Raw genomic sequence first — 21,575 nt, 5'->3', positions numbered from 1 at the left:
GCAGGCCCGCCGCAGAAGGGAGGCACCGGTGGCACCGTCCGGCGACGCCCCCGCCCCGCACGCGCTGCGCGACTACGCCCTGCTCGCCGACGGCGAGCGCGGCGCACTCGTCGGCCCGCACGGCGACATCGTGTGGATGTGCGCACCCGGATGGGACGGCGACGCGCTCTTCGCCGCCCTGATCGGCGGAACCGGCCACTACACCGTCACACCCGCCGAACCCTTCGTCTGGGGCGGCTACTACGAGAGCGGCAGCCTGATCTGGCGCAGCCGCTGGACCACCACCGACGGCATCGTCGAATGCCGCGAGGCCCTCGCCCACCCCGGCGACCCGCACCGCGCCGTGCTGCTGCGCCGGATCATGGCCGTCGACGGCGAGGCACGGGTGGACGTACGGCTGCACCCGGCAGCGGGCTTCGGCGCACAGCCGCTGCGCGACGTCCACCGCGACGGGTCGGGCCGCTGGACGGGACGGACCGGAGACCTGCACCTGCGCTGGACGGGGGCACCCGACGCGCGGGCGGACGGGCCGGGGCAGGCGGCGCTCCGCACCGCCGTACGGCTGGAGCCCGGCGCGCACCACGACCTCGTCCTGGAGGTCTCCGACCGGCCGCTGCCCGCTCCCGAGCCCGCCGACCGGCTGTGGCGCGCCACCGAGGACTCCTGGGCCGCCTGCGTGCCCGGCCTGCCGCACGTCCTCGGCAGCCGGGACGCCCGGCACGCCGTCGCCGTGCTGCGGGGCCTGACGGCGTCCGGCGGCGGCACGGTCGCGGCCGCCACCACCAGCCTTCCGGAGCGGGCCGAGCAGGGCCGCAACTACGACTACCGCTACGTGTGGATCCGCGACCAGTGCTTCATCGGCCAGGCCGCGGCCCTCGCGGGCGTGCACCCGCTCCTGGACGACTCGGTGCGGTTCGTCACCGCCCGCCTGCTGGCCGACGGCCCGGCCCTCGCCCCCGCCTACACGGTGGCCGGGGCGGCCGTGCCCGACCTGCGCACCCTCGACCTGCCCGGCTACCCGGGCGGCTTCGACGTCGTCGGCAACCACGTCAACCGGCAGTTCCAGCTGGACGCCCTCGGGGAGTGCCTGCTGCTGTTCGCGGCCGCGGCCCGCCACGACCGGCTCGGCCCCGACGGCCGGCAGGCCGCCCTCGTGGCGGCGGACGCCATTGCCGCCCGCCGCCACGACCCCGACGCGGGCATCTGGGAACTCCACGACGACCACTGGGCCCACAGCCGGCTGATCTGCGCGGCCGGGCTGCGTGCCGTGGCGGCAGAGGCCCCCGCCGCCGACAGCGGCCGCGCCGGGCGCTGGGAGGCGCTCGCGGACCGGATCGTCGCCGACACCGCGGCCGACAGCCTGCACCCCGCCGGCCGCTGGCAGCGCGCCCCGGCCGACCCCGGGGTGGACGCCGCACTGCTGCTGCCCGCCGTGCGCGGCGCCCTGCCGGCCGGTGACCCGCGGACCGCGGCCACCCTGCGCGCCGTACGGGCCGACCTCGTCCAGGACCACTACGTGTACCGCTTCCGCCACGACGAGCGCCCGCTGCAGGACGCCGAGGGCGCCTTCCTGCTGTGCGGCTTCGCCATGGCGCTGGCCGAGCACCAGCAGGGCAACACCGTCGAGGCCGTCCGCTGGTTCGAACGCAACCGGGCCGCCTGCGGGCCCGCCGGGCTCTACGCCGAGGAGTTCGACGTCGCCCAGCGCCAGCTGCGCGGGAACCTGCCGCAGGCGTTCGTCCACGCGCTGCTGCTCGAGACCTCCGTCCGCCTCGCCGGGGCGGTCTGACGGGGCGACGGGCGGGGCGGCGCGGGCCGCGCGGCTGTGGCTCCGGGTGTGGTGTCCGCGGTGCCAGCCGGGGTAGCCGCCGCACAGGGGAGGCCCGGGCGCAGGCAGAGGGGGAGACACAGAGAGGACCGGTACGCCATGACCGAGTACGGCTACTTCCTGTCGTGCGAGGAGTTCACCCCCGCCGAACTGCTCGACCAGGCGAAGCGGGCGCAGCAGGCTGGCTTCACGCGGCTGGCGATCTCCGACCACTTCCACCCGTGGAACGACGCGCAGGGCAACAGCCCGTTCGTGTGGTCGGTGATCGGCGCCCTGTCGCAGGCGGTGGACCTGCCGGTGACCACGCTGGTGACCTGCCCCACGGTGCGGCTGCACCCGGCGGTCACCGCGCAGGCCGCGGCGACCTCCAGCGTGCTGCTCAGCGGGCGGTTCACGCTCGGCGTCGGCACCGGCGAGGCGCTGAACGAGCACATCCACGGCGACCCGTGGCCGTCGTTCGACGACCGGGCCGCCATGCTGGAGGAGGCGGTGGCGGTGATGCGGGAGCTGTTCACCGGCCGCCAGATCAGCCACCGCGGCCGCCACTACACGGTCGACAACGCGCGTCTGTACACCGCGCCGGACGGGCCGCTGCCCGTCCACGTCTCGGGGTTCGGGCCGAACGCGGCGGAGCTGGCGGGCCGGATCGGCGACGGGTTCGTCACCATGACCCCGGACGCCGACCTGGTCGGCGCGTTCCGGGAGGCCGGCGGCGCGGGCAAGCCGGTGGTCGGCGGGGTGAAGGTGTGCTGGAGCAGCAACCGCGACAAGGCGGTCGACACCGTCCACCGCCTGTGGCCGAGCGAGCTGCTGCCCGGTGAACTCGCCCAGATCCTGCCCACGCCCGCGCATTTCGAGCAGGCCGCGGAACTGGTCACCCCGGAAATGGTGGAGGAGTCGGTGACCTGCGGCGACGACGCGCAGGAGCACATCGACACGGTCCGTGCCTATGCCCGGGCCGGGTTCGACGAGGTGTACGTCGGTCAGATCGGGCCCGACCAGGCGATGTTCTTCGACGCCTACCGCGAACTCGTCCTGCCGGTCCTGCAGGGCTGACCGGGCCTGCCCGGTCGACCGCACCTGACCGTAACCAAACGTGATATTCACGCGCGGTATGTCTTTTTTGCCGTTTTCTCGGTGCCGAATTCCTCACCGTTTGTGATGAAGGTAGCCGGGTAGGCGGGGCAGAGTCTTCGTTGGACGGATCCTCGATGCCCGACGGACCGACGACGGGGACTTCCCTCCCGTAGGACACACCATCCCGTAGGACAGACCATGAAGAATGCCAAGCTTGCCGCAGCCGTCGGTGCGGGCTACCTTCTCGGGCGCACGCGCAAGGCCCGATGGGCGATGACCCTCGCCGGGATGATTGCGGGCAAACGCCTGACCGCCGATCCGGCGGCCCTCCTCGGCAACCTGCTCGAGTCCTCGCCGCAGCTCCGGCAGTTGGCCGGGAACGTGCGCGGCGAACTGGCCGACGCCGGTCGCAAGGCCGCCGTCGCGGCGGCCGGGAACCGCGTCAACGCGCTGACCGACTCGCTCCAGCGCCGCACCGAGTCCCTGCGTTCGGCCTCCTCCGGTCGTGCCGAGGACGAGGGTGACGACGAGGACCTCGAGGACACGTACGAGGAGGAGCCGGAGGACGAGCACGAGGAAGAGCCGGAAGAGGAGCCTGAGGAAGAGCCGGAAGAGGAGCCGAAGCGCACCGCCCGCAAGACCGCCGGGCGCGCATCGTCCACCGCTGCCAAGGGCGGCCGGACCGCACGCGGCACCGCGCGGAAGACCGCCTCCACGGCCAGGTCGGCGACCCGGCCGGCCGCCAAGAAGACCGCGTCCGCGGCCCGCAGCGCAGCCAAGCCGGCCTCCTCACGGGCGAGCGGCACGGCGAAGAAGGCCGCCGGGGCGAAGAGCACCGCGTCGAAGACGGCCGCGTCCAAGACCGCGGCCGCCTCGAAGACGGCCAAGAAGGCCACCGGCACGGCGCGCAAGACGGCGCGCAGCACCACGGCACGGAAGCGAGCGTGATCGCGATGGCCCGCACTTCCACGGACCGCGACACCGGGGGCGTCGGCGCCCTGCTCGACCAGCTCCCGACCGACCGGCTGAAGGAACAGGCGCTCGACCTCGCCTCCGCACTGGGGGAACGCGCCATGACCGCGGCCGCCGAGAAGGTCGGCGGCGTCACCGACAAGCTGCTCGACTACGTCGAGCACGGCCCTGCCGCCAAGTCCGACGGGGGCGGCGTGTCGCCGATGAAGATGGTGATGGCGGCCGGTGCTTCCGGAGTGAAGCAGTTCGTCGCCAACAAGTTCACCGGCGGCGGAAAGGGAAAGAAGGGCGGCGGCAAGAAGCTCAAGCTCACCAACATCGTCGAGGACATCGAGGTCGGCGTGCCGGTGCGCGTCGCCTACAACCAGTGGACGCAGTTCCAGGACTTCCCGAAGTTCACCAAGCGGCTGGAGTCGGCCAACCAGGAGTCGGAGCAGAAGATCTCCTGGAAGGCGGGCATCTTCCTCTCGCACCGCACCTGGGAGTCCACCATCGTCGAACAGGTCCCCGACGAGACGATCGTCTGGCGCTCCAAGGGCAACAAGGGCCACGTCGACGGCACCGTCACCTTCCACGAACTCGCGCCCAACCTCACCAAGATCCTCATGGTGCTGGAGTACCACCCGCAGGGGCTGTTCGAGCGCACCGGCAACATCTGGCGCGCCCAGGGCCGCCGCGTCCGGCTGGAGCTCAAGCACTTCCGCCGGCACGTCATGACGCAGACCATCCTCGACCCGGACTCGGTGGAGGGCTGGCGCGGCGAGATCCGCGACAGCAAGGTGGTGAAGTCCCACGAGGACGCCGTCGCCGAGGAGGAGGAAGCCGAGGGCCGCACGGACGAGGAGCCGGACGAAGAACCGGACGAAGAGCCGGACGAGGACCGGTACGAGGAGGACGACGAGTACGAGGACGAGGAACCCCGGGACGAGGAGGAACCGAGGGGCGACGAAGAGTCCGGCGACGGCGAGCCCGAGGACGAGTACGAGGACGGCGAGGACGAGGAACCGTACGAGGACGAGCCCCGTGACGAGTCCGAGGAGGAGCCGTCCGACGAAGAGGAGCCGTACGACGAGGAGGAGCCGTACGACGAGGACGAGTACGAGGACGAGGAACCCGAGGAGGACGAGGAGCCCGCTCCCCGCTCCCGCCGCAGGGTACCCGCCGGAAGCAGGTGACGGGCCATGGCCACGGCCACCCGGGCGGGCCCCTACCTCGACCGCCCCACGTCGAGCAGTCTCGCCGACGTCATCGACCTGATCCTGGACAAGGGCCTGGTCATCGACGCCTACGTCCGGGTCTCCCTGATCGGCCTCGAACTGCTCACTATCGACGCCCGCGTCGTGGTGGCCAGCGTCGACACCTACCTCCGCTTCGCCGAGGCCGTCAACCGGCTCGACCTCACCGCCGACGGCAGCCGCGGCCTGCCCGAGCTGGTGCAGGACGGAGGCGCCGAGCACAGGAGCAAGGGCGCACTGGAGGGCGCCGAGGAGAACGTCACCGATGCGGCCGGCAGCCGGCGCGGTGACGCCGAGGACGAGGAGCAGCCGGAGGAGCGGCCGCGCCGCCGCGCCCGTCCGGCCGCACGGCGACGGGAGCAGGAGTGATGGCCGCACAGCACCGGACCCGGGCCGCCCCCATCGCCACCGGCAACGGCGGCGTGGACCCGCAGGCCTGCTACGTCTACGGCATCGTGCCCGCGGGCACCCCGCTGCCGGACCGGCTGCAGGGCGTCACCGACCCGTCGGTGCCGGTCGAACTGGTCGGCCGCGGCCGGGTGGCCGCCGTGGTCAGCACCGTCCCGGCGGACCGGCCGCTCGGCACCGCCGCGGACCTGCGCGCCCACGCCGACGTGCTGGACACCCTGGCGGCCGCCCGCAACGCCGTCCTGCCGATGCGCTTCGGCGCCGTCCTCCGGGACACCGAGACCGTCACGGAGGACCTCCTCGACCCGTACGAGGAGGAGTTCCACGACGCGCTCCAGGAGATCGAGGGGCACGCACAGTTCACCGTGCGCTGCGACTACCGGGAGGACGAGCTCCTCCGCGAGATCCTGGTGGACCGGGAGGACATCGCCCGGCTCCGCGACGACATCGCCGCACTGTCCGAGGAGGCCGGCCGCTACCACCGCATACGCCTCGGCGAGCTCGTCGCCGGGGAGGTCGCGGCCCGCCGGGACGAGGACGCCGCCGTCCTGGCCGACTGCCTCGCCCCGCACGCCGCAGCCATCGCCCCCGCCGAGCCCGGCGTGGCCGAACAGGGCTTCAGCGCGGCCTTCCTCGTCCGCGACGGCGCGCGCACCGAGTTCGAGCAGGCCGCGGAGGGCCTGGCCCGCCGCTGGGCCGGCCGCCTGCGCGTCCGCCTGCTCGGGCCGATCGCACCGTACGACTTCGCAGCCCGGATCGCCGGGACGGCGGAGGGGGACGGGTAGCCATGGCACCCGTCACCGGACCGCGCACCGGGCCGGCCGCGACAATCGGCAGGCACCCGGAGGTGTGAGCCGTGCCCGCCCGCGACCCCCGCCCCGCGGCCGGCGACCGCCCGGAACGGTCGGCCGACCGCCGCAGCCGCCGGGCATCCCAGGCCGAGCCGCCGGACGGCCCCCCGCTGCGCCGCCGTACGGCCGAGGAGCCCCGCCGCCGCACCGCCGAGGCGCCCGACCGTGTCGATGCCCGGCCTGCCCGGCGGCCGGCTCCGCACAGCAGGACGACCGGGTTGACGGCCCGTCGGGCCGCAACCCTGGCCGCCGCCCAGGTCGGTGACCTCACCGGCCGCACACCGGAGGGCATCACTTCACTGGACCGCGGAGAGGAGGGCTGGGAGGTCGGCGTCGAAGTACTGGAGACCCGCCGCGTCCCCGACTCGAACGACATCCTGGCCGTCTACCGGGTCGTCCTCGACAACGACGGCGACCTTGTTTCCTTCCGCCGCGAACGCCGATACCTCCGCGGTCGGACCGAGGAGGACTCATGACCCAGCCGACCCCCTGGACGCCCGACCGGAGCTACGCGCCGCAGTCCCGAGCCGCCATGGCGCCCGCCCCGTCCGCCAACCTGGCGGACCTGTTGGAACGCGTCCTCGACAAGGGCATCGTCATCGCGGGCGACATCCGGGTGGACCTGCTCGACATCGAACTGCTCACCGTCAAGATCCGGCTGCTGATCGCCTCCGTCGACCGCGCCCGGGAGATGGGCATCGACTGGTGGGAGCACGACCCCTCGCTCTCCTCCGGCAAACGCGACCTCTCCCTCGAGAACCGCCGCCTGCGCGAGCGCATCGGCGAACTCGAGGCCGCCCGCAGCGCCGACCGCGACCGTACGGACCGCGCGGCCGCCGACGGCGATCGGGCCGACGAGGCGCCGCCCGTCCGGCGCCGCCGCAGCACCAGGAGCGAGCCATGACCACCCCCGGCCTCACCTGGATCTACGCGGTGGTCCCCGACGTCGCGGACGGCCTCCTCGACGGCATGACCGGCGTGGCCGGCGAGCCGCTGCGCGCCCTCACCGCCCCGGGCCTCGCACTGGTCGTCGGCTCCGTGCCGCGGGAGGACTTCGACGAGCGGGCCCTGCAACAGCACCTGGCGGACCTGCGCTGGGTGGAGACCGCCGTCCGGGCCCACCACCGGGTGATCGCCGAACTCGCCCGCACCCGCCGCACCCTGCCGCTGCGCTTCGCCACCCTCTACCGCGACGACCGCGGCGCCCTCTCCTTCCTCCGCGGTGCCGGGCCGCGCCTGCAGGCCGCCCTGGACCGGGTCGCCGACCGCGACGAATGGGGCGTCAAGGCCTACCTGGACGCACCCGTCCCCGATGCCCCCGCCACCGGCCCCGCCGATCCGCCGGACGGCGCCGCCGCGGCCGACGACCGCCCCGGAACCGCGTACCTGCTGCGCCGCCGCGCCCAACGGGACGACCGGGCCCGCCGGTTCGAACAGGCCCACGAGCGCGCCCGGCAGATCCACGCGGCCCTGGCCGACCGAGCGGACGAGGCGGCGGAGCACCCGCTGCAGTCCGCCGAGGCGAGCGGACGGGCCGCCCCGATGCTCCTGAACGGCGCCTACCTGGTGGAGCACGCGCGGGCCGCCGAGTTCGGCGCCGCCGTCACCGAGCTCGGCCGCCGGACCACCGGTGTCCGCGTCGAACTCACCGGGCCCTGGCCGCCGTACTCCTTCGTCGAGATCGACGCCGAACCTGTCGAACCTGCCGAACCGGCTGGGCCGGTGACCGGTTCCGCGCCGGCCGAGGGCGGGTGATCCGCCATGACCGGCGCCGGAGAGGTGGCCCGGACCGCCCCGTACCCCGTGGACGACCGCCGCATCGCGCTGGTCGACCTGCTGGACCGGCTGCTCGCCGGGGGAGTGGTCGTCGCCGGTGAGATCACCCTCGGCATCGCGGGCGTCGACCTCGTCCGGATCAGCCTCCGGGCGCTGGTCGCCTCGGTCAGCACCCTCGTCGCCGAGACCGACCCGGACCTCTGGGACCCCGGCCCGCCCGACGGCGACCTGCCGCACCGGGAGCTCCCGTGACCGCCCCGCACGACGGCCGGCAGCCCGGCCGCCGGATCGAACTGGACCCGGAGTCCGTCGGCCGGGACCTCGCCGCGCTCGTACTCACCCTGGTCGAGCTGATCCGTCAGTTGATGGAACGCCAGGCCCTGCGCCGGATCGACCAGGGCGACCTCTCCGACGACCGGATCGAGGCCCTCGGCCGCACGCTGATGGCCCTGGAGGAACGGATGGCCGAACTGCGCGACCACTTCGGCCTGACCCCCGAAGACCTCAACATCGACCTCGGCCCCCTGGGCCCGCTGCTCTCCCCGGACTGACGCCCGTACCCGGACCGCCCCCGTTTGCCGTCCGGCGGACCGGAAAGCCGCACGGTATGAGAGACCATCCCTCCGACGCCCGCACTGTCGTGATCACCGGCGCGAGCGGAGGCATCGGCCGCGCCTGCGCCGTCGCCTTCGCCGAACGCGGCGACCGGCTCGCCCTGATCGCCCGTGGCCGTGCCGGGCTGGACGGCGCCGTCCGCGAGGCCGAGCAGGCCGGGGCCGCGAAGGCGATCGCGATCGAGGCGGACGTCGCCGACCCGGACGCCGTCGAAGCCGCCGCCCAGCGGGCCGAGGACGAGCTCGGCCCGATCGACGTGTGGGTCAACGACGCGTTCGCCTCGATCTTCGCGCCCTTCACGGAGATCGACCCCGAGGAGTTCCGCCGGGTCACCGAGGTCGCCTACCTCGGGTACGTGTACGGCACCGGATCGGCCCTGAGCCGGATGTTGCCCCGCAACCACGGGACGGTCGTGCAGGTGGGATCGGCCATCGCCTACCGAGGCATCCCGCTGCAGAGCGCCTACAGCGGCGCCAAGCACGCCCTGCAGGGCTGGCACGAGGCGCTGCGCTGCGAACTCCTGGCCTCCGGCACCCGGGTGCGGACCACGATGGTGCAGATGCCCGCGGTCAACACGCCGCAGTTCGACTGGGTGCGCTCGCGGCTGCCCGAACAGGCGCAGCCGGTGCCGCCGATCTACCAGCCGGAGGTCGCCGCCCGCGCGGTGCTCCACGCCGCCGACCACCCGCGACGGCGCGAGTACTGGGTCGGCGGCAGCACCGTCGCCACCCTGCTGGCGAACGCCGTCGCACCGGGCCTGCTGGACCGCTACCTGGCCCGGACGGGCTTCGCCTCGCAGCAGAGCGGCGAGCCCCGGCGGGCCGACGCGCCCGACAACCTGTTCCGGCCCGTCGACACGGCCGAGGACCACGGATCGCACGGCCGCTTCGACGACCGCGCCCGCGCCCGCAGCCGCCAGCAGCAGGCCGCGCACGGCCTGGGTGCGCTCGCCGACGGCGTCCGGCGTGCGGCCGGGTGGGTGATACCGGGTTTGCGGACGGCCCTGCCCGGGTTCGCATCACGGATGCCCGGCCCGCAGACACCACAGGAACCGGAGAGGAGTGTGTGACCGTGCACCGCAGCCCGACCCCCGAACGGGAGCGCCGGCACGAGCCCGTCGAAGGTACGGAACCCCCCGTCCCCCCGGACCCGCCGAAGCCGCCCGGCACCCCCACCCCGCCACCGGACCCGCCCCTGCCGGAACCCCCGGACAAGGAAACGGAACCCGGCCCGCCCGACCCCGAAAAGCCCCCCGAGCCCCCCGACTGACCTCCGCCCCCGCCCGCCGGTGGTGCTGCCCGAGAACGTTGTCGGAGGAGAGGGACGCATGGGCGAGATCGCCGTGTGGTGGTGCGTGCTGACGGGTCTTACGGTGGTGCTGATCAGCACCGTCTCGCCCGTCGAACTGCTGGTCGCCGCCCTGGCCGCACTCGGCGCGGCCTTCGCCGCGCGGGCCATGTGCCTCGCCTCCGGTACCGAGTGGCGCGGTGCCCGCCGGGCGGGGCGGGCCGTGATCCGGCTGCCCCGGTCCGTCCTGCGCGGCTGCGCGGCCCTGCTGTCGGCCCTGGCACGCCGCGACGAGGGCGGGGCACGGCTGCACCGCGTCGTCCTCCGGGAGGGCAGCGATCCGGGCTGGGCCGGTGCGGCGCTGGCCGCCTCGCCGGACACCTGCGTGATCGACATGCCGCACGGCGACGACGCCCTGGTGCACACCCTCGGCGACCGCCCGGGGCCGATGGAACGCCTGCTGGTGGAACGCCTGCCCGCCGACCCGGGGGAGCGCCGGTGAACGCGTGGACGGCGGCCGCCCTGGTCCTGCTGGTCGTGGCCGTGCCCGCCTGCGGATGGGTGGTCTCGCGCGGTACGACGGTGCGCCGCCTCGCCGGGGCGTGCCTGCTGTCGACGGTGACGGGAGCGGTCTTCCTCCTGCTGCCCCGGGCCTACAGCCGGTCCTCCTACCAGGACCTCGCACTGGTACTGGCCGTCCTCGCCCCCGCCGGATCGCTCGTCTTCACCCGGTTCGTGGCAGGCCGGAGCGAGGACCGGGACCGCGACGGCGGAACGTGACCGCCCGTCCGCACAGGAACCACCGACCGTCCGGGGGAGAGGGATGACGCCGAGTCATGTCGCCGCACTGGTGCTGCTGTGGGCGGGAGTGGGGTTCGTCCTGCTGTCCGCCGTCGCCCTCGTCCGGCTCCGCGGGACGCCGGCGCGCCTGCACGCGCTGGCACCGGCGTCCTGCGCCGGGGTGCCGCTGATCGCGGCGGCGGTGGCCGTCGACCAGGGGCCGGGCCGGGCGGCCGTCAAGACGCTGTTCATCGGCCTGCTGTTCGCCGTCGGCGGCACGGTGACCACGATCGCCGTGGGCCGCGCCTCGCGGCAGGCCGAGGACGGGGGAGCCGAGTGAACGACTGGCTGATCGGTGCCGCCCTGGCGTTCGTCGTCGTGGCCGCGACGGTGGCGGTGCTCACCCGCGACCCGGCGCGCCAGGCGGTGGTGCTCGCCGCCCTGGGGCTCGGCCTGGCCGTGCTCTTCACGGTCCTTCAGGCACCGGACGTCGCCCTCTCCCAGCTGGCCGTCGGCACGGCGCTGACGCCGTTGCTGATCCTCCTGACGGTCCGCAAGGTCGGCCGTCGCACCGCTGACGACGACCGGCACGAGGAGCAGGACGAGGAGCAGCGGTGACGGTCCGCGCCCGTCTGGTCATGGCGCTGGCCGCCGCAGCGGTCATCGCCGCCTTCTTCGCCGCGGCCTGTACGCAGCTGCCGCCGTTCGGCTCGGACCTCCACCCGTACGGCGAGCGCGCCGTGGCGGCGGCGCTGGCCCACCGCACCGCGAACGTCGTCTCCTCCGTCAACTTCGACATCCGGGCCTTCGACACCCTGGGCGAGGAGTCCATCCTGTTCGGCACCGTCCTCGGCGCCACGCTGCTGCTGCGCCGGGCCCCCGACGAGCGCCGTCGCCGGCCGCGCCCCGGGCGCGTCCTGCCCACCACCCGGCTGTTCGGCACCCTGCTGCTGCCGATCACCGTGGTGGTCGGCGTCTACATCGTCGCCCACGGCCAGCTCAGCCCGGGCGGCGGCTTCCAGGGCGGCGTCGTGCTGGCCACCGCCCTGCACCTCGCCTACGTCGCCGCCGACCACCGGGTGCTGCGGCGCCTGCGGCCGCTGGACGTCCTCGACGTCACGGACTGCACCGCCGCCGCCTCCTTCACCCTCGTGGGCCTGGCCGCCCTCGCCGCAGGGGGTGCCTTCCTGCAGAACATGCTGCCGCTGGGCACCTTCAACCAGATCACCTCCGGCGGCACCGTCCCCCTGCTGAACGCCGCCGTCGGCATCGAGGTCGCTTCCGGGCTCAGCGTGCTGGTCGCCCACTTCCTCGACCAGGCCGTCGAACTCGAGGACCCCGACGCCGACCGATCCGACAAGGAGCACCGCCCGTGGGGATCTGGCCCTACCTCGCCGCCGGATGGGTCCTGATCATCGCCCTCTACGGCCTCGTCACCAGCCGCAACCTCGTCCACGCCATCGGCTGCCTCGCCGTCGCCCAGTCCTCCACCTACCTGCTGCTGCTGGCCGTCGGCTACCGCAAGGACGCCACCGCGCCCGTCTTCGCGGACGTCGACCCCGGCAGCCGGCCCGTCGTCGATCCGGTCGTCCAGGCCCTCGCCCTGACCGACGTCGTCGTCGGCGCCACCGTCACCGCCCTGCTCCTCGCCCTGACCATCCAGCTCCGCAAACGCCACCACACCGTCGACCCGCAGGCCCTCACCGGCCTCGGCAAGGCCCTGGCCGAGGAGGACGCCGGGCACTGGCTGCCCTGGCTGCCCGCCGTGTTCGTCGTCGCGTCCGCCGCCACCGGGGCCGCGGTGCTCCGCGCCGCCCTGCGCATCTTCTGGGGCGCCGGCCCCGCGCCGCAGGCCGGGCCCGGCGAGGAGGAGATCACCGGAGAGGGCGAGGAACCGGAGATCCGCGCCGCCGAGCGGCCCCTGCCGCCGACCATGCTCGCCGTCCCCGGCGTACTGCTCCTCCTCGCCCTGCTCCTCGGGAGTCTCTCCGCCGTCGAGCCCGCCCTGGCGCACGGCGCAGCGGCGTTCACCGATCCCGAGGCCTACCGCGCCGCCGTGACCGCCGGAACGGCCGCCGTCCCCCACGCGGAGGAGTCCGCCTGGTGGGCTGCGCCCGGGCTCGTCCTGGGCTGCCTCTCGGCCGGCCTCGCCGTCGCCCTCGCGCTCCTCGCCGTGCACCGGCGGCCGGATCCCCGGCCCGCGCCGCGCCCCGCCGAGCGGGCCGTCCGGGGCCTGCGGCGCCTGCACTCCGGGCACTTCGGGGACTACCTGGCGTGGCTCGCCCTGGGCATAGCCGTGCTGTGCGCGGCCGTTGCCGCCCAGAGCTGACCGCCGGGCACACCGGACGGGCCGGGCGGGCCGAGCGGGTCAACGCCCGGCATGCTGCGGCCTCATGCCGTGGACGGGATCGGGGCGTCCGGCCGCGGGCCACCCTTCCGCGACGGCGCGCCGCAGCACGTCGGCGGCTTCGGACTGCCGGGCGTCGAGGATCTCCGCCTGGCGGCGGGCCCTGCCCTCCAGCCGCTCCAGCCGCGCGGTGAGGAGGTCGTCCTCGGCCACCGCGCCCAGCGCCCGCCACAGGGCCATCTTGCCCTGGACGCCGGAGCGCATGGCCTCGGTCTCGAGCAGGTCGCTCAGCGGGGAGCGGCGGAACAGCCGCCCGTTGAGCTTGAGCCGGCCGGCCTTCTCGGCGACCGCGCCCATGGCCATCCGGTGCCGCCGGGGCCGCACGCCGAGCGTCCGCATCAGCTGGACGAGTTCGTCGCGGTCCTCGGCGATCTCGCGGGCCAGGCTGCGCAGATCGGGCGCATTCGGTCCGGTCGGGTGCTCGCGTGCGATCCGGGCCGCCAGGGCCGCGCCGCCGTAGGCGCCGGCCAAGTGGTCGTTGAGGTAGATGGCGAGCAACCGCTCGCCGTTCGGGTCCGACATCGTGCCGCTCCTTCGTTCGCTCGGTGTGCCGGGACGGTCAGGCGGCCAGTTCGGTCGGCCGCAGCAGGACCTTGGTCCAGCCGTCGTCGCGGTGGTCGAAGCAGCGGTAGCCCTTCGGCGCCTCGGCGAGCGGCAGCTCGTGGGAGACCAGGAAGGAGGGCTCCGCGCGTCCGGCGACGATCAGGTCGCGCAGCCGGGCGTTGTACCGCTTGACCGGGCACTGGCCGGTGCCCATGCGCTGCCCCTTGCTGAAGAAGGTGCCGTAGTCGAAGCCGATCCGGCCCTCCTCGGCGCCCTCGGTGGCGGCCTCCGGGTCCTCGGGGACGTACACGCCGACCACGCCGATGCCGCCCGCGGTGCGCACCGCCGCGACGAGCTGGTCCAGGACGAGTTCCGGGTGCTCCTGGCCGGTCGGGTCGTGCGCCTGGTAGCCGACCGCCTCGACGCCGCAGTCCGCGCCCGTGCCGCGGGTGGCCTCGGTGATCCGCTCGACCGGGTCGGCGGCCGAGAAGTCGACGGGCTCGGCCCCGATCCGTTCGGCGAGGGCGAGCCGGTCGGGCTCCTTGTCCACCACGAACACCCGTGCGGCGCCGCGGATCACCGCGCTGTGCGCGGCGAGCAGGCCTACCGGGCCCGCGCCGAACACCGCGACGGTGTCGCCCGGCTGCATGCCGGCCAGCTCGGTGCCGTGCCATCCGGTCGGGAAGATGTCCGACAGCATGGTGAAGTCGTTCTCGTGCTCGGTGCCGGCGGGCAGTTCCAGCAGGTTGAAGTCCGCGTGCGGCACCCGCAGGTACTCGGCCTGGCCGCCGTCGTAGGGGCCCATGTCGGCGTAGCCGTACGCCGCGCCGTCGACGCCTTCGGTCGGGTTCATCCGCAGGCAGAACGCCGTCAGCCCCTGCACGCAGTTGCGGCAGGTGCCGCAGGCGATGTTGAACGGCACGGACACCCGGTCGCCGGGTTCGATCCGGGTGACGCCCGGCCCGGTCGCCTCGACGATGCCCATGTTCTCGTGGCCGAGGACCTTGCCCTCCTCGACCGAGGTCCTCCCTTCGTACATGTGCAGGTCCGACCCGCAGATGTTGGTCGTGGTGATGCGCACGACCGCGTCCCCCGGGGCTTCGATCCGCGGGTCGGGCACCTCCTCGACCGACACCTCGAACGGCCCCCTGAACACCACTGCCTTCACGGCGACCACCCTCTCCGGAGTTCTCGTGGCCCGCTGGGCGGCTGCCCGTCGGGGCCGGGCGGAAACGACACGGCGGGGCTTCTCCGTTTGGGCGGTCGACCGCCGGACAGGCGCCTCGGGGGGTTCCCGCGCGGGCAGCCGCCCGGCGGGCCGCACGCCGGAGGCGAGGCAGCCCATGCACAGCCACGACGACCCGTTCCGCGGCGCCGCCGCACTGGTCACCGGAGCGTCCCGCGGGCTCGGCCTGCTGATCGCCGGTGAACTCGCCGACCGCGGGGCACGGGTGATGATCTGCGCCCGCGACCCGGAGGAACTCGCCACCGCTGAACGGCAGCTGCGCAGCCGCGGCGGCACCGTCGCGTCCACGGTCTGCGACCTCGCCGAACCGGACGCCCCCGAGCGGCTCGTCGCCGCGACGGTCGAACGCTTCGGCCGGCTCGACGTGCTGGTGAACAACGCAGGCCTGATCCAGGTCGGACCGCTGGAGGCCTTCGGCACCGAGGACTTCGACCGGGCGCTGGACGTCATGGTGCGGGCGCCGGTCCGGCTGGTGCTCGCCGCACTGCCCGGCATGCGGGAGCGCCGCCACGGGCGGATCGTCAACATCGCGTCCATCGGCAGCCGCGTCCCGGCCCCGCACCTGCTGCCGTACGTCACCGCCAAGTTCGCGCTGGCCGGTCTGTCGGCGGGGCTGCGGGCCGAACTCGCCGCCGACGGCATCACGGTCACCACCGTGCTGCCGGGCCTGATGCGCACCGGATCGCACCGCGCCGCCGCCTTCGCGGGCCGGCCGGAGCGCGAGTACGCCTGGTTCGCACCCGCCGCCGGCATGCCGCTGCTGTCGATGGACGCCGGCCGCGCCGCCAGGGCCGTCGTCCGGGCGGCCGGGCGCGGCCGCCCGGAGCTGGTGCTGACCCCGGCCGCCAAGCTCGGCAGCCGGGTGTACGGCCTCGCGCCCGCCACCACCACCCGCGCCCTGACGCTGGCCGCCCGGCTGCTGCCCTCCGGCGGCAGGCACCCCAGCCGCCCGGTCGACGGCACGCGCGCCGCCGCCGAGGCCGAGCGCCGACACCCGCTGGTGGGCGCGCTGACCGCCCTCGGCGACCGCGCCGGACGCCACACCAACGAGCCCGGCTGACCCGCAGCGCTCCCGCCCCGGGACGGCTCAGGGGTCCCGGGGGCCGGGACGGCCCAGGGGTCTGGCTCAGGGGTCTCAGGGGGTGAAGACCACCTTCACCGCGCCGTCCTGCTTCTCCTGGAACATCCGGTAGGCGTCGGGTGCCGCACTCAGCGGCAGCCGGTGGGTGGCGAACGAGTCCACCCCGAGCGGGTCCTCGTCGGTCAGCAGCGGCAGCAGCTCGGGCACCCAGTGCAGGACGTTCGCCTGCCCCATCCGCAGCCGGACCTGCTTGTCGAACATGGTCAGCAGCGGCAGCGGGTCGGTCATGCCGCCGTACACCCCGACCACCGAGATCGTCCCGCCGCGGCGCACCAGGTCGATGGCGGCGTGCAGGGCGTGCAGCCGGTCCACGCCGGCGTGTTCCATCAGCGGGGCCGCAAGGGTGTCGGGCAGCAGTGCGGTGGCCCGGTGGGCGGCCCGGGCCACCGGGGAGCCGTGCGCCTCCAGGCCCACGGCGTCGATCACGGCGTGCGGCCCCCGGCCGCCCGTGAGGTCGCGGACGGCGGCGGCCAGCCCCTTGCCGAGCGCCGACACGTCCAGTGCGGTGACCCCGCGCTCGCGCACCCGGTCCAGCCGCTCGGGCACCAGGTCGATCCCGATCACCGTGCCGGCCCCGCGGTGCGCGGCGATCCGGGTGCACATGTCGCCGATCGGCCCGAGACCCAGCACGGCCACGCTCCCGCCCCGGGGCACCTCGGCGTAGGCCACGGCCTGCCAGGCGGTGGGCAGCACGTCGGAGAGGAAGAGGTACCGCTCGTCCGGCGGCCCGTACGGCACCGGAACGGGCAGGGTGTTGCCGAACGGGACACGCAGCAGCTCGGCCTGACCGCCCGGCACCTGCCCGTACAGCTTGGTGTACCCGAACAGCGCGGCACCCGTGCCGTGCGAGCGGACCTGCGTCGTCTCGCACTGCGACTGCAGGCCCTGCACGCACATGAAGCACCGGCCGCAGCTCACGTTGAACGGGATCACCACACGTTCGCCCACGCCGACCGCCGACACCGCCGGGCCGGTCTCGCGCACCGTGCCCATGGGCTCGTGCCCCAGGATGTCGCCCGGGTCGAGGAACGGGCCGAGCACCTCGTACAGGTGCAGGTCCGAGCCGCACAGTCCGGTCGAGGTGATCTCCACGAGGATGTCGTCGGGCTCCTCGATCCGTGCGTCCGGCACGTCGTCCACGCGGACGTCCCGGCGGCCGTGCCATGTCACTGCTTTCATCGCCCTGCACCGTCCGATCGCCTGGTGTCCCCACCTGCGGGGCGTCTGAGCGTGCTCGGCCGGAGCCAAACGCGTCCTACAGCCGCTCCTCCATGCCGACGGCCTCGCGGAGGCGGTCGTGGGCCTCGCCCGGCTGGCCCTCCTGGAGTTCGAGCAGGGCCTCGGCGATCGCGTCGAGCTTGCGCTGGATCGCGTGCTCGGCGCGCCGCTCCGAGTTCTTCAGCATGGCCAGCAGCAGCAGCGTGACCGCGGCCATCGCGTCCCCCGCCACCAGTTGCCACTCGGAGGACAGCCCCGCCGCGTGCACCGCGACGAACGCCGCCACCAGCAGCAGGCACAGGACCGCGAAGAGGGGTGAGCTGGTGAAGTTCGACGCCAGCTCGGCGAACTGCTCGAACCGGCCCCTGCGGCCGTCCTCGCCCTTCCGTGCCGGATGCTGCAGGGTCATGGCCCCGTCCTCCCGTCCCCACCCCTTCCGAAACGGTGTGGATTACCCCGGTGACGGCCGGGCACACGCGGGGTCGGGAAGGTGATCGAAGATGGTTGCGCTGTTGCTCGTACTGCTGCTGATCCTGGTGCTGTTCGGCGCCGGGTTCGCCCTCCACCTGCTGTGGTGGGTCGCGCTGGTCGCCCTGGTCCTGTGGCTGCTGGGTTTCTTCGTCCGTGGCCCCTCGGGTTCCCGGTGGTACCGATGGTGAGGGATGGCGGCTGCCTCACCGGAAGTGCCTGAGGCAGGGCCGGCGGGGCCGGGAGCACCGAGGTGTCCCGGCCCCGCCGGGCTGCGCCCGTGGCCGTGCATCACAGGCGCCGGGCCGCGGCGGCGATGTGGGTGCGGGAGATGCCGGCGGCGTCCAGGAGTTCGGCCGAGGTGCCGGACCCGGGGAGGGTCCGTACGGCGAGGTGGGCGAACGCCGGGCACAGGCCGCGTTCGGCGAGGGCGCCGAGCACGGCTTCGCCGAGACCGCCCTCGGGGCGGTGGTCCTCCACGACGACCAGGCGGCCGGTGTCGCTGACGGCCCGGGCGAGGGTCTCGCCGTCCACGGGCTTGACGGAGTACAGGTCGACGACCCGCGCCGCCGTGCCCTCCTCGGCCAGCAGGTCGGCGGCGGCCAGGCACTCGTGGAGGGTGACGCCCGCACCGACCAGGGTGACCCGGTCGCGCTCGCCGGAGCGGAGGACCTTGGCCCCGCCGACCGGGAAGGTCTCGTCGGGGCCGTACAGCACCGGGTACGCGCCGCGGGTGGCCCGCAGGTAGGAGATGCCGTCCAGGTCGGCCGCGGCGGCCGTGAGCGCGGCGGCGGAGGCGGCGTCGCTGGGGCAGAGCACGGTGGAGCCGTGCACGGCGCGCATCATCGCCAGGTCCTCCAGCCCCATCTGGGACGGCCCGTCCGCACCGATCTCCACGCCGCAGTGCGTGCCGCAGAGGGTCATGGTGACCCGGGAGACCGAGGCCATCCGGACGAAGTCGTGGGCGCGGGTGAGGAAGGCGGCGAAGGTGGCGGCGTACGGGTGGTGGCCGCGCACGGCCATGCCGACGGCGGTGGCGAGCATCTGCTGCTCGGCGATGTAGTGCTGGAAGAACCGCTCCGGGTGGGCCTTCGCGAAGTCCTCGGTGTGCGTGGAGTTGCCGACCTCGGCGTCCAGGACGACGATCTCCGGCCGGGCGCCGAGCGCGACGAGTGCCTTGCCGAACGCGGACCGGGTGGCGACCTCCTCGCCCACCTCGAAGCGCGGCAGGTCGACCGTGCCGGGGCGGGCCGTCCGCCGGCGCGGTGCGTCGGGCGGACGGGGCCCGCGCACGGTCAGCCCGCGCACCCCGCCGAGCTCGTCGACGGCCCGCTCGGCGAGGTCCTCGGGCAGCGGCTTGCCGTGCCACCCCTCGGCGTCCGCGACCTCGGAGACGCCCCGGCCCTTGACCGTCCGGGCGGCCACCACGGTGGGCGCCGCGCCGTCTGAGGCCTCGCCGAGGGCCCGGTCCACCGCCTCCAGGTCGTGGCCGTCGACCGTGATCGCGCGGCAGCCGAACGCCTCCGCCCGCCGCACGTACGCGTCGGTGTCCCAGCCGAACTCGGTCGGCCCGCACTGTCCCAGGCGGTTGACGTCCACGATCACGGTGAAGTTGGCCAGACGGTGGCGGCCGGCTGCGCCCAGCGCCTCCCAGACCGAGCCCTCCGCCATCTCGCTGTCCCCGCACAGCACCCACACCCGGGACGGCTGCCCGTCCAGCTCGCGGGCGGCCAGCGCGATGCCCACCCCGTACGCGACGCCCTGGCCGAGCGACCCGGTCGCCACGTCCACCCAGGGCAGCACCGGCGTGGGGTGCCCCTGCAGGCGGGCACCGATGCGGCGGTACGTGGTCAGCAGCTCGGTCTCGCCGACGACACCGGCGGCCCGGAACATGGCGTACAGCAGCGGCGAGGCGTGGCCCTTGGAGAAGACCAGGTGGTCGGCGGCCGGATTGCCCGGGTCCAGCCAGTCGTAGCGCAGGTGCCGCGCCATGAGGACGGCCATCAGATCGGCGGCCGACAGGCTGGACGTCGGGTGTCCCGACCCCGCCGCGGTGCTCGCCCGCACCGCATCGACCCGGAGTTGCTGGGCGAGTTCGAAGACCTGCCGCAGATCGGTGCCGGGATCGACCGGAGCGGTGAGTGTGCGTTCGGCGGTCATGGCGCTCTCCTTCCGTCTCCCCGCGCCTGCCCGGTCGGCGCCTCCGGAATCAGGCACGGCCGGAATCGGGCGCCACCGGAATCCGGCCCGGCGGACCCGCGTGCCGCGCCCCGGAACGGGCAGCCGCCGAAAGGAGCAGCCGGCAGCAAGGAGCCCCCGATGACCAGCCGGAACCACACCCCGCACGGCGACCGCAGGCCCGGAGAGCGGCACGACTTCCCGCACGCCCCGCACGGGCCCGGCCGCACGACACCGCAGTGGCGGCCCCAGGAGCCGGTGCGCCGCGGCACCGAGCCGGTGACGGCGCGCACCGACCTGGAACTGAGGCGCCTGCTCTCCCGGATCTTCCTGGGCATCTTCGTGTTCGGCGCGGTGGCGTTCTCCGTCATCGCCGGGCTGGAGGGCACCGGCCCCGCGCCCGACCGCTGGACGTTCGCCGTCTTCGCCGCGGTCTGCGTGGCCTTCGCCGGAATCGCCGCACTCGACCTGACGGTCATCCGTCGTCGGATGGCCGCAGGCCAGGGCCGGGCGCCGCGCCGGGACCGGTGACCGCGATCCGAGGGGGAGCTCCGGCCGGGGCCCGGCCTGTACGGCGAACCGGTGGATTCGGCGCAGGACCGAGTGTCCCGGCCGGTGCCGGGGAAGGCGTGGCGGGACCTGTTCGAGACCCTGTTTGGGAGTTCCCATGGCCGACGACTTCGTCATCGATGTGACGCGGATCCGGGACGAGGCCCGTCAGAAGATGGCCGACGGGCCCATCACCTCGACCTACGGCCTCGACGCCGACAAGGTGATCGCCGTCCTCAACGACGTCGTGGCGACCGAGGTGGTCTGCTGGCTGCGCTACACCCGGCACGCCATCTCCGCCACCGGCATCGACCGGGCACAGGTGGCGGCCGAGTTCACCGAGCACGCCGCCGCGGAGATGCAGCACGCCCTGCGCGCGGCCGCACGCATCTCCCAGCTCGGCGGCGAACCGGACTTCGACCCCGCCACCCTCGCCGGGCGCGCCCACACCGACTACACCACGCCGGAGCGCCGCGACCTCAAGGCCATGCTGGAGCACAACCTGCTGGCCGAACGGATCGTCATCTCCACCTACCAGGAGATCGCCCGCTGGCTCGGCGACCACGACCCCACCACCCGGCGCCTCATCGAGTCGATCCTCGAGGAGGAGGAAGAACACGCCGACGACCTGACGGACCTGCTGGCCGTCTAGGGTGTACCGCCGAAGGCAGTCGGGCCCCGCCCGGGCCCGACTGCCCCGGCGGAAGCGCCGCTTCACGGCCTCCGCACCGAAGTCACCCTGCCGCGCAGAGTAGTTGTATGCGTGGAGCGCCACGGGCCGGGCAGACGTACTCCGTGCCCGAGGACCCAGGAGGTGAGGGTGATGACCAGGATCCGGATCACCGTACGGTCCGGTCGAGGCCGCCCGCGGCCCCCGCTCGATCTGCGGACCCCTTCGGGCCGCCCGCTGCCGTACTGACGGAGCGTCTGCGTCCGATCGGCTCCGGCGCGCAGCGCTCTCGTGTTTCCTCGGCGGGCCCAGCCGTCGGCCTGCAG

The 21,575-nt window shown here is 74.4% G+C and carries 26 protein-coding genes and 1 pseudogene; 22 read left to right on the top strand and 5 right to left on the bottom strand.

The window, feature by feature from the left end; translation table 11 throughout:
- Positions 1 to 28 precede the first annotated feature (28 nt).
- From AB0M03_RS04070 to AB0M03_RS03985, 18 genes and pseudogenes are all read left to right on the top strand, one after another.
- Positions 29 to 1,789, top strand: a complete 1,761-nt coding sequence (locus AB0M03_RS04070) for a glycoside hydrolase family 15 protein (protein WP_363488141.1) — start codon at positions 29 to 31, stop codon at positions 1,787 to 1,789.
- A gap of 138 nt (positions 1,790 to 1,927) precedes the next feature.
- Positions 1,928 to 2,884 carry a TIGR03557 family F420-dependent LLM class oxidoreductase gene (locus tag AB0M03_RS04065; protein ID WP_363488139.1) on the top strand — a complete coding sequence of 319 codons (957 nt, stop codon included), beginning with the start codon at positions 1,928 to 1,930 and terminating at the stop codon, positions 2,882 to 2,884.
- Between the two features lie 219 nt (positions 2,885 to 3,103).
- Positions 3,104 to 3,853 carry a histone protein gene (locus AB0M03_RS04060; RefSeq protein WP_363488137.1) on the top strand — a complete coding sequence of 250 codons (750 nt, stop codon included), beginning with the start codon at positions 3,104 to 3,106 and terminating at the stop codon, positions 3,851 to 3,853.
- Between the two features lie 5 nt (positions 3,854 to 3,858).
- Positions 3,859 to 5,052: an SRPBCC family protein gene (locus tag AB0M03_RS04055; RefSeq protein WP_363488135.1), complete on the top strand. Its 1,194-nt coding sequence runs from the start codon at positions 3,859 to 3,861 to the stop codon at positions 5,050 to 5,052.
- A gap of 6 nt (positions 5,053 to 5,058) precedes the next feature.
- Positions 5,059 to 5,481, top strand: a complete 423-nt coding sequence (gene gvpJ / locus AB0M03_RS04050; protein WP_363488133.1) for a gas vesicle protein GvpJ — start codon at positions 5,059 to 5,061, stop codon at positions 5,479 to 5,481.
- Positions 5,481 to 6,305, top strand: coding sequence for a GvpL/GvpF family gas vesicle protein (locus tag AB0M03_RS04045; RefSeq protein WP_363488131.1), 825 nt, complete (start codon positions 5,481 to 5,483; stop codon positions 6,303 to 6,305). The genes gvpJ and AB0M03_RS04045 overlap by 1 nt, the downstream gene beginning before the upstream one ends.
- Before the next feature lie 71 nt (positions 6,306 to 6,376).
- The gene (gvpO, locus tag AB0M03_RS04040; protein WP_363488129.1) at positions 6,377 to 6,847 is read left to right on the top strand and encodes a gas vesicle protein GvpO; all 471 of its coding nucleotides are present in this window, start codon (positions 6,377 to 6,379) and stop codon (positions 6,845 to 6,847) included.
- A gap of 56 nt (positions 6,848 to 6,903) precedes the next feature.
- A complete protein-coding gene (locus tag AB0M03_RS04035) occupies positions 6,904 to 7,275 on the top strand; it encodes a gas vesicle protein (RefSeq protein ID WP_363488199.1) in 372 nt (123 codons plus the stop codon).
- A complete protein-coding gene (locus AB0M03_RS04030) occupies positions 7,272 to 8,126 on the top strand; it encodes a GvpL/GvpF family gas vesicle protein (protein ID WP_363488126.1) in 855 nt (284 codons plus the stop codon). The genes AB0M03_RS04035 and AB0M03_RS04030 overlap by 4 nt, the downstream gene beginning before the upstream one ends.
- Positions 8,127 to 8,132: 6 nt before the next feature.
- A complete protein-coding gene (locus AB0M03_RS04025; protein ID WP_363488124.1) occupies positions 8,133 to 8,399 on the top strand; it encodes a gas vesicle protein in 267 nt (88 codons plus the stop codon).
- On the top strand, positions 8,396 to 8,698 hold the full coding sequence (locus tag AB0M03_RS04020; RefSeq protein WP_363488122.1) for a gas vesicle protein K: 303 nt from the start codon (positions 8,396 to 8,398) through the stop codon (positions 8,696 to 8,698). The genes AB0M03_RS04025 and AB0M03_RS04020 overlap by 4 nt, the downstream gene beginning before the upstream one ends.
- A gap of 56 nt (positions 8,699 to 8,754) precedes the next feature.
- The gene (locus AB0M03_RS04015; protein WP_363488120.1) at positions 8,755 to 9,831 is read left to right on the top strand and encodes an SDR family oxidoreductase; all 1,077 of its coding nucleotides are present in this window, start codon (positions 8,755 to 8,757) and stop codon (positions 9,829 to 9,831) included.
- A gap of 258 nt (positions 9,832 to 10,089) precedes the next feature.
- Positions 10,090 to 10,551 carry a hypothetical protein gene (locus AB0M03_RS04010; protein WP_363488118.1) on the top strand — a complete coding sequence of 154 codons (462 nt, stop codon included), beginning with the start codon at positions 10,090 to 10,092 and terminating at the stop codon, positions 10,549 to 10,551.
- Positions 10,548 to 10,829 carry a monovalent cation/H+ antiporter complex subunit F gene (locus AB0M03_RS04005; RefSeq protein WP_363488116.1) on the top strand — a complete coding sequence of 94 codons (282 nt, stop codon included), beginning with the start codon at positions 10,548 to 10,550 and terminating at the stop codon, positions 10,827 to 10,829. Before AB0M03_RS04010 ends, AB0M03_RS04005 begins: the two co-directional genes overlap by 4 nt.
- 43 nt (positions 10,830 to 10,872) lie before the next feature.
- Entirely contained in the window at positions 10,873 to 11,169 is a 297-nt protein-coding gene (locus tag AB0M03_RS04000) for a monovalent cation/H(+) antiporter subunit G (RefSeq protein ID WP_363488114.1), read from the top strand.
- Positions 11,166 to 11,447, top strand: a complete 282-nt coding sequence (locus tag AB0M03_RS03995; protein WP_363488112.1) for a DUF4040 domain-containing protein — start codon at positions 11,166 to 11,168, stop codon at positions 11,445 to 11,447. The genes AB0M03_RS04000 and AB0M03_RS03995 overlap by 4 nt, the downstream gene beginning before the upstream one ends.
- On the top strand, positions 11,444 to 12,241 hold the full coding sequence (locus AB0M03_RS03990) for an MnhB domain-containing protein (RefSeq protein WP_363488110.1): 798 nt from the start codon (positions 11,444 to 11,446) through the stop codon (positions 12,239 to 12,241). Before AB0M03_RS03995 ends, AB0M03_RS03990 begins: the two co-directional genes overlap by 4 nt.
- Positions 12,202 to 12,522: pseudogene (locus AB0M03_RS03985) on the top strand (cation:proton antiporter subunit C); the annotation flags it as partial. The gene AB0M03_RS03990 and the pseudogene AB0M03_RS03985, both read left to right, overlap by 40 nt.
- 675 nt (positions 12,523 to 13,197) lie before the next feature.
- Here the strand turns inward: AB0M03_RS03985 and AB0M03_RS03980 are convergent.
- Both AB0M03_RS03980 and AB0M03_RS03975 read right to left on the bottom strand, forming a co-directional pair.
- Positions 13,198 to 13,758 carry a hypothetical protein gene (locus AB0M03_RS03980; RefSeq protein WP_363488108.1) on the bottom strand — a complete coding sequence of 187 codons (561 nt, stop codon included), beginning with the start codon at positions 13,756 to 13,758 and terminating at the stop codon, positions 13,198 to 13,200.
- A 37-nt stretch (positions 13,759 to 13,795) separates the two neighbouring features.
- The gene (locus AB0M03_RS03975) at positions 13,796 to 14,947 is read right to left on the bottom strand and encodes a glutathione-independent formaldehyde dehydrogenase (RefSeq protein ID WP_363488106.1); all 1,152 of its coding nucleotides are present in this window, start codon (positions 14,945 to 14,947) and stop codon (positions 13,796 to 13,798) included.
- A 175-nt stretch (positions 14,948 to 15,122) separates the two neighbouring features.
- Between AB0M03_RS03975 and AB0M03_RS03970 the strand changes: the two genes are divergently transcribed.
- Positions 15,123 to 16,085 (top strand): SDR family oxidoreductase, encoded by a 963-nt coding sequence (locus tag AB0M03_RS03970; protein ID WP_363488104.1) that lies wholly within the window; start codon positions 15,123 to 15,125, stop codon positions 16,083 to 16,085.
- A gap of 75 nt (positions 16,086 to 16,160) precedes the next feature.
- On the opposite strand, the gene AB0M03_RS03965 is transcribed toward AB0M03_RS03970, so the two are convergent.
- The gene (locus AB0M03_RS03965; RefSeq protein ID WP_363488102.1) at positions 16,161 to 17,345 is read right to left on the bottom strand and encodes an alcohol dehydrogenase catalytic domain-containing protein; all 1,185 of its coding nucleotides are present in this window, start codon (positions 17,343 to 17,345) and stop codon (positions 16,161 to 16,163) included.
- 76 nt (positions 17,346 to 17,421) lie between these two features.
- Positions 17,422 to 17,793, bottom strand: coding sequence for a low affinity iron permease family protein (locus AB0M03_RS03960; protein ID WP_363488100.1), 372 nt, complete (start codon positions 17,791 to 17,793; stop codon positions 17,422 to 17,424).
- Between the two features lie 91 nt (positions 17,794 to 17,884).
- On the opposite strand from AB0M03_RS03960, the gene AB0M03_RS03955 reads away from it, so the two are divergent.
- Entirely contained in the window at positions 17,885 to 18,043 is a 159-nt protein-coding gene (locus AB0M03_RS03955) for a hydrophobic protein (RefSeq protein WP_363488098.1), read from the top strand.
- 100 nt (positions 18,044 to 18,143) lie between these two features.
- Here the strand turns inward: AB0M03_RS03955 and AB0M03_RS03950 are convergent, their stop codons facing one another.
- Positions 18,144 to 20,012 carry a transketolase gene (locus AB0M03_RS03950; RefSeq protein ID WP_363488096.1) on the bottom strand — a complete coding sequence of 623 codons (1,869 nt, stop codon included), beginning with the start codon at positions 20,010 to 20,012 and terminating at the stop codon, positions 18,144 to 18,146.
- A 159-nt stretch (positions 20,013 to 20,171) separates the two neighbouring features.
- Between AB0M03_RS03950 and AB0M03_RS03945 the strand changes: the two genes are divergently transcribed.
- Together AB0M03_RS03945 and AB0M03_RS03940 are read left to right on the top strand one after the other, a co-directional pair.
- Entirely contained in the window at positions 20,172 to 20,561 is a 390-nt protein-coding gene (locus AB0M03_RS03945; protein ID WP_363488094.1) for a DUF6343 family protein, read from the top strand.
- A 136-nt stretch (positions 20,562 to 20,697) separates the two neighbouring features.
- Positions 20,698 to 21,231, top strand: coding sequence for a ferritin-like domain-containing protein (locus AB0M03_RS03940; RefSeq protein WP_363488092.1), 534 nt, complete (start codon positions 20,698 to 20,700; stop codon positions 21,229 to 21,231).
- The last annotated feature ends 344 nt before the right edge of the window (positions 21,232 to 21,575 follow it).

Source organism: Kitasatospora sp. NPDC051914 (genome assembly GCF_040680995.1).
Taxonomy (GTDB): domain Bacteria; phylum Actinomycetota; class Actinomycetes; order Streptomycetales; family Streptomycetaceae; genus Kitasatospora.
This window is presented reverse-complemented; position numbering and strand designations above follow the sequence as displayed.

What these genes read in the sequence shown, in the direction of transcription:
- AB0M03_RS04065 (WP_363488139.1), top strand. Translation starts at nt 1,928, where the DNA reads ATGACCGAGTACGGCTACTTCCTGTCGTGCGAGGAGTTCACCCCCGCC.
- AB0M03_RS04060 (WP_363488137.1), top strand. Translation starts at nt 3,104, where the DNA reads ATGAAGAATGCCAAGCTTGCCGCAGCCGTCGGTGCGGGCTACCTTCTC.
- AB0M03_RS04055 (WP_363488135.1), top strand. Translation starts at nt 3,859, where the DNA reads ATGGCCCGCACTTCCACGGACCGCGACACCGGGGGCGTCGGCGCCCTG.
- gvpJ (WP_363488133.1), top strand. Translation starts at nt 5,059, where the DNA reads ATGGCCACGGCCACCCGGGCGGGCCCCTACCTCGACCGCCCCACGTCG.
- AB0M03_RS04045 (WP_363488131.1), top strand. Translation starts at nt 5,481, where the DNA reads ATGGCCGCACAGCACCGGACCCGGGCCGCCCCCATCGCCACCGGCAAC.
- AB0M03_RS04035 (WP_363488199.1), top strand. Translation starts at nt 6,904, where the DNA reads ATGGCGCCCGCCCCGTCCGCCAACCTGGCGGACCTGTTGGAACGCGTC.
- AB0M03_RS04030 (WP_363488126.1), top strand. Translation starts at nt 7,272, where the DNA reads ATGACCACCCCCGGCCTCACCTGGATCTACGCGGTGGTCCCCGACGTC.
- AB0M03_RS04025 (WP_363488124.1), top strand. Translation starts at nt 8,133, where the DNA reads ATGACCGGCGCCGGAGAGGTGGCCCGGACCGCCCCGTACCCCGTGGAC.
- AB0M03_RS04015 (WP_363488120.1), top strand. Translation starts at nt 8,755, where the DNA reads ATGAGAGACCATCCCTCCGACGCCCGCACTGTCGTGATCACCGGCGCG.
- AB0M03_RS04010 (WP_363488118.1), top strand. Translation starts at nt 10,090, where the DNA reads ATGGGCGAGATCGCCGTGTGGTGGTGCGTGCTGACGGGTCTTACGGTG.
- AB0M03_RS04000 (WP_363488114.1), top strand. Translation starts at nt 10,873, where the DNA reads ATGACGCCGAGTCATGTCGCCGCACTGGTGCTGCTGTGGGCGGGAGTG.
- AB0M03_RS03980 (WP_363488108.1), bottom strand. Translation starts at nt 13,758, where the DNA reads ATGTCGGACCCGAACGGCGAGCGGTTGCTCGCCATCTACCTCAACGAC.
- AB0M03_RS03970 (WP_363488104.1), top strand. Translation starts at nt 15,123, where the DNA reads ATGCACAGCCACGACGACCCGTTCCGCGGCGCCGCCGCACTGGTCACC.
- AB0M03_RS03965 (WP_363488102.1), bottom strand. Translation starts at nt 17,345, where the DNA reads ATGAAAGCAGTGACATGGCACGGCCGCCGGGACGTCCGCGTGGACGAC.
- AB0M03_RS03960 (WP_363488100.1), bottom strand. Translation starts at nt 17,793, where the DNA reads ATGACCCTGCAGCATCCGGCACGGAAGGGCGAGGACGGCCGCAGGGGC.
- AB0M03_RS03955 (WP_363488098.1), top strand. Translation starts at nt 17,885, where the DNA reads ATGGTTGCGCTGTTGCTCGTACTGCTGCTGATCCTGGTGCTGTTCGGC.
- AB0M03_RS03950 (WP_363488096.1), bottom strand. Translation starts at nt 20,012, where the DNA reads ATGACCGCCGAACGCACACTCACCGCTCCGGTCGATCCCGGCACCGAT.
- AB0M03_RS03945 (WP_363488094.1), top strand. Translation starts at nt 20,172, where the DNA reads ATGACCAGCCGGAACCACACCCCGCACGGCGACCGCAGGCCCGGAGAG.
- AB0M03_RS03940 (WP_363488092.1), top strand. Translation starts at nt 20,698, where the DNA reads ATGGCCGACGACTTCGTCATCGATGTGACGCGGATCCGGGACGAGGCC.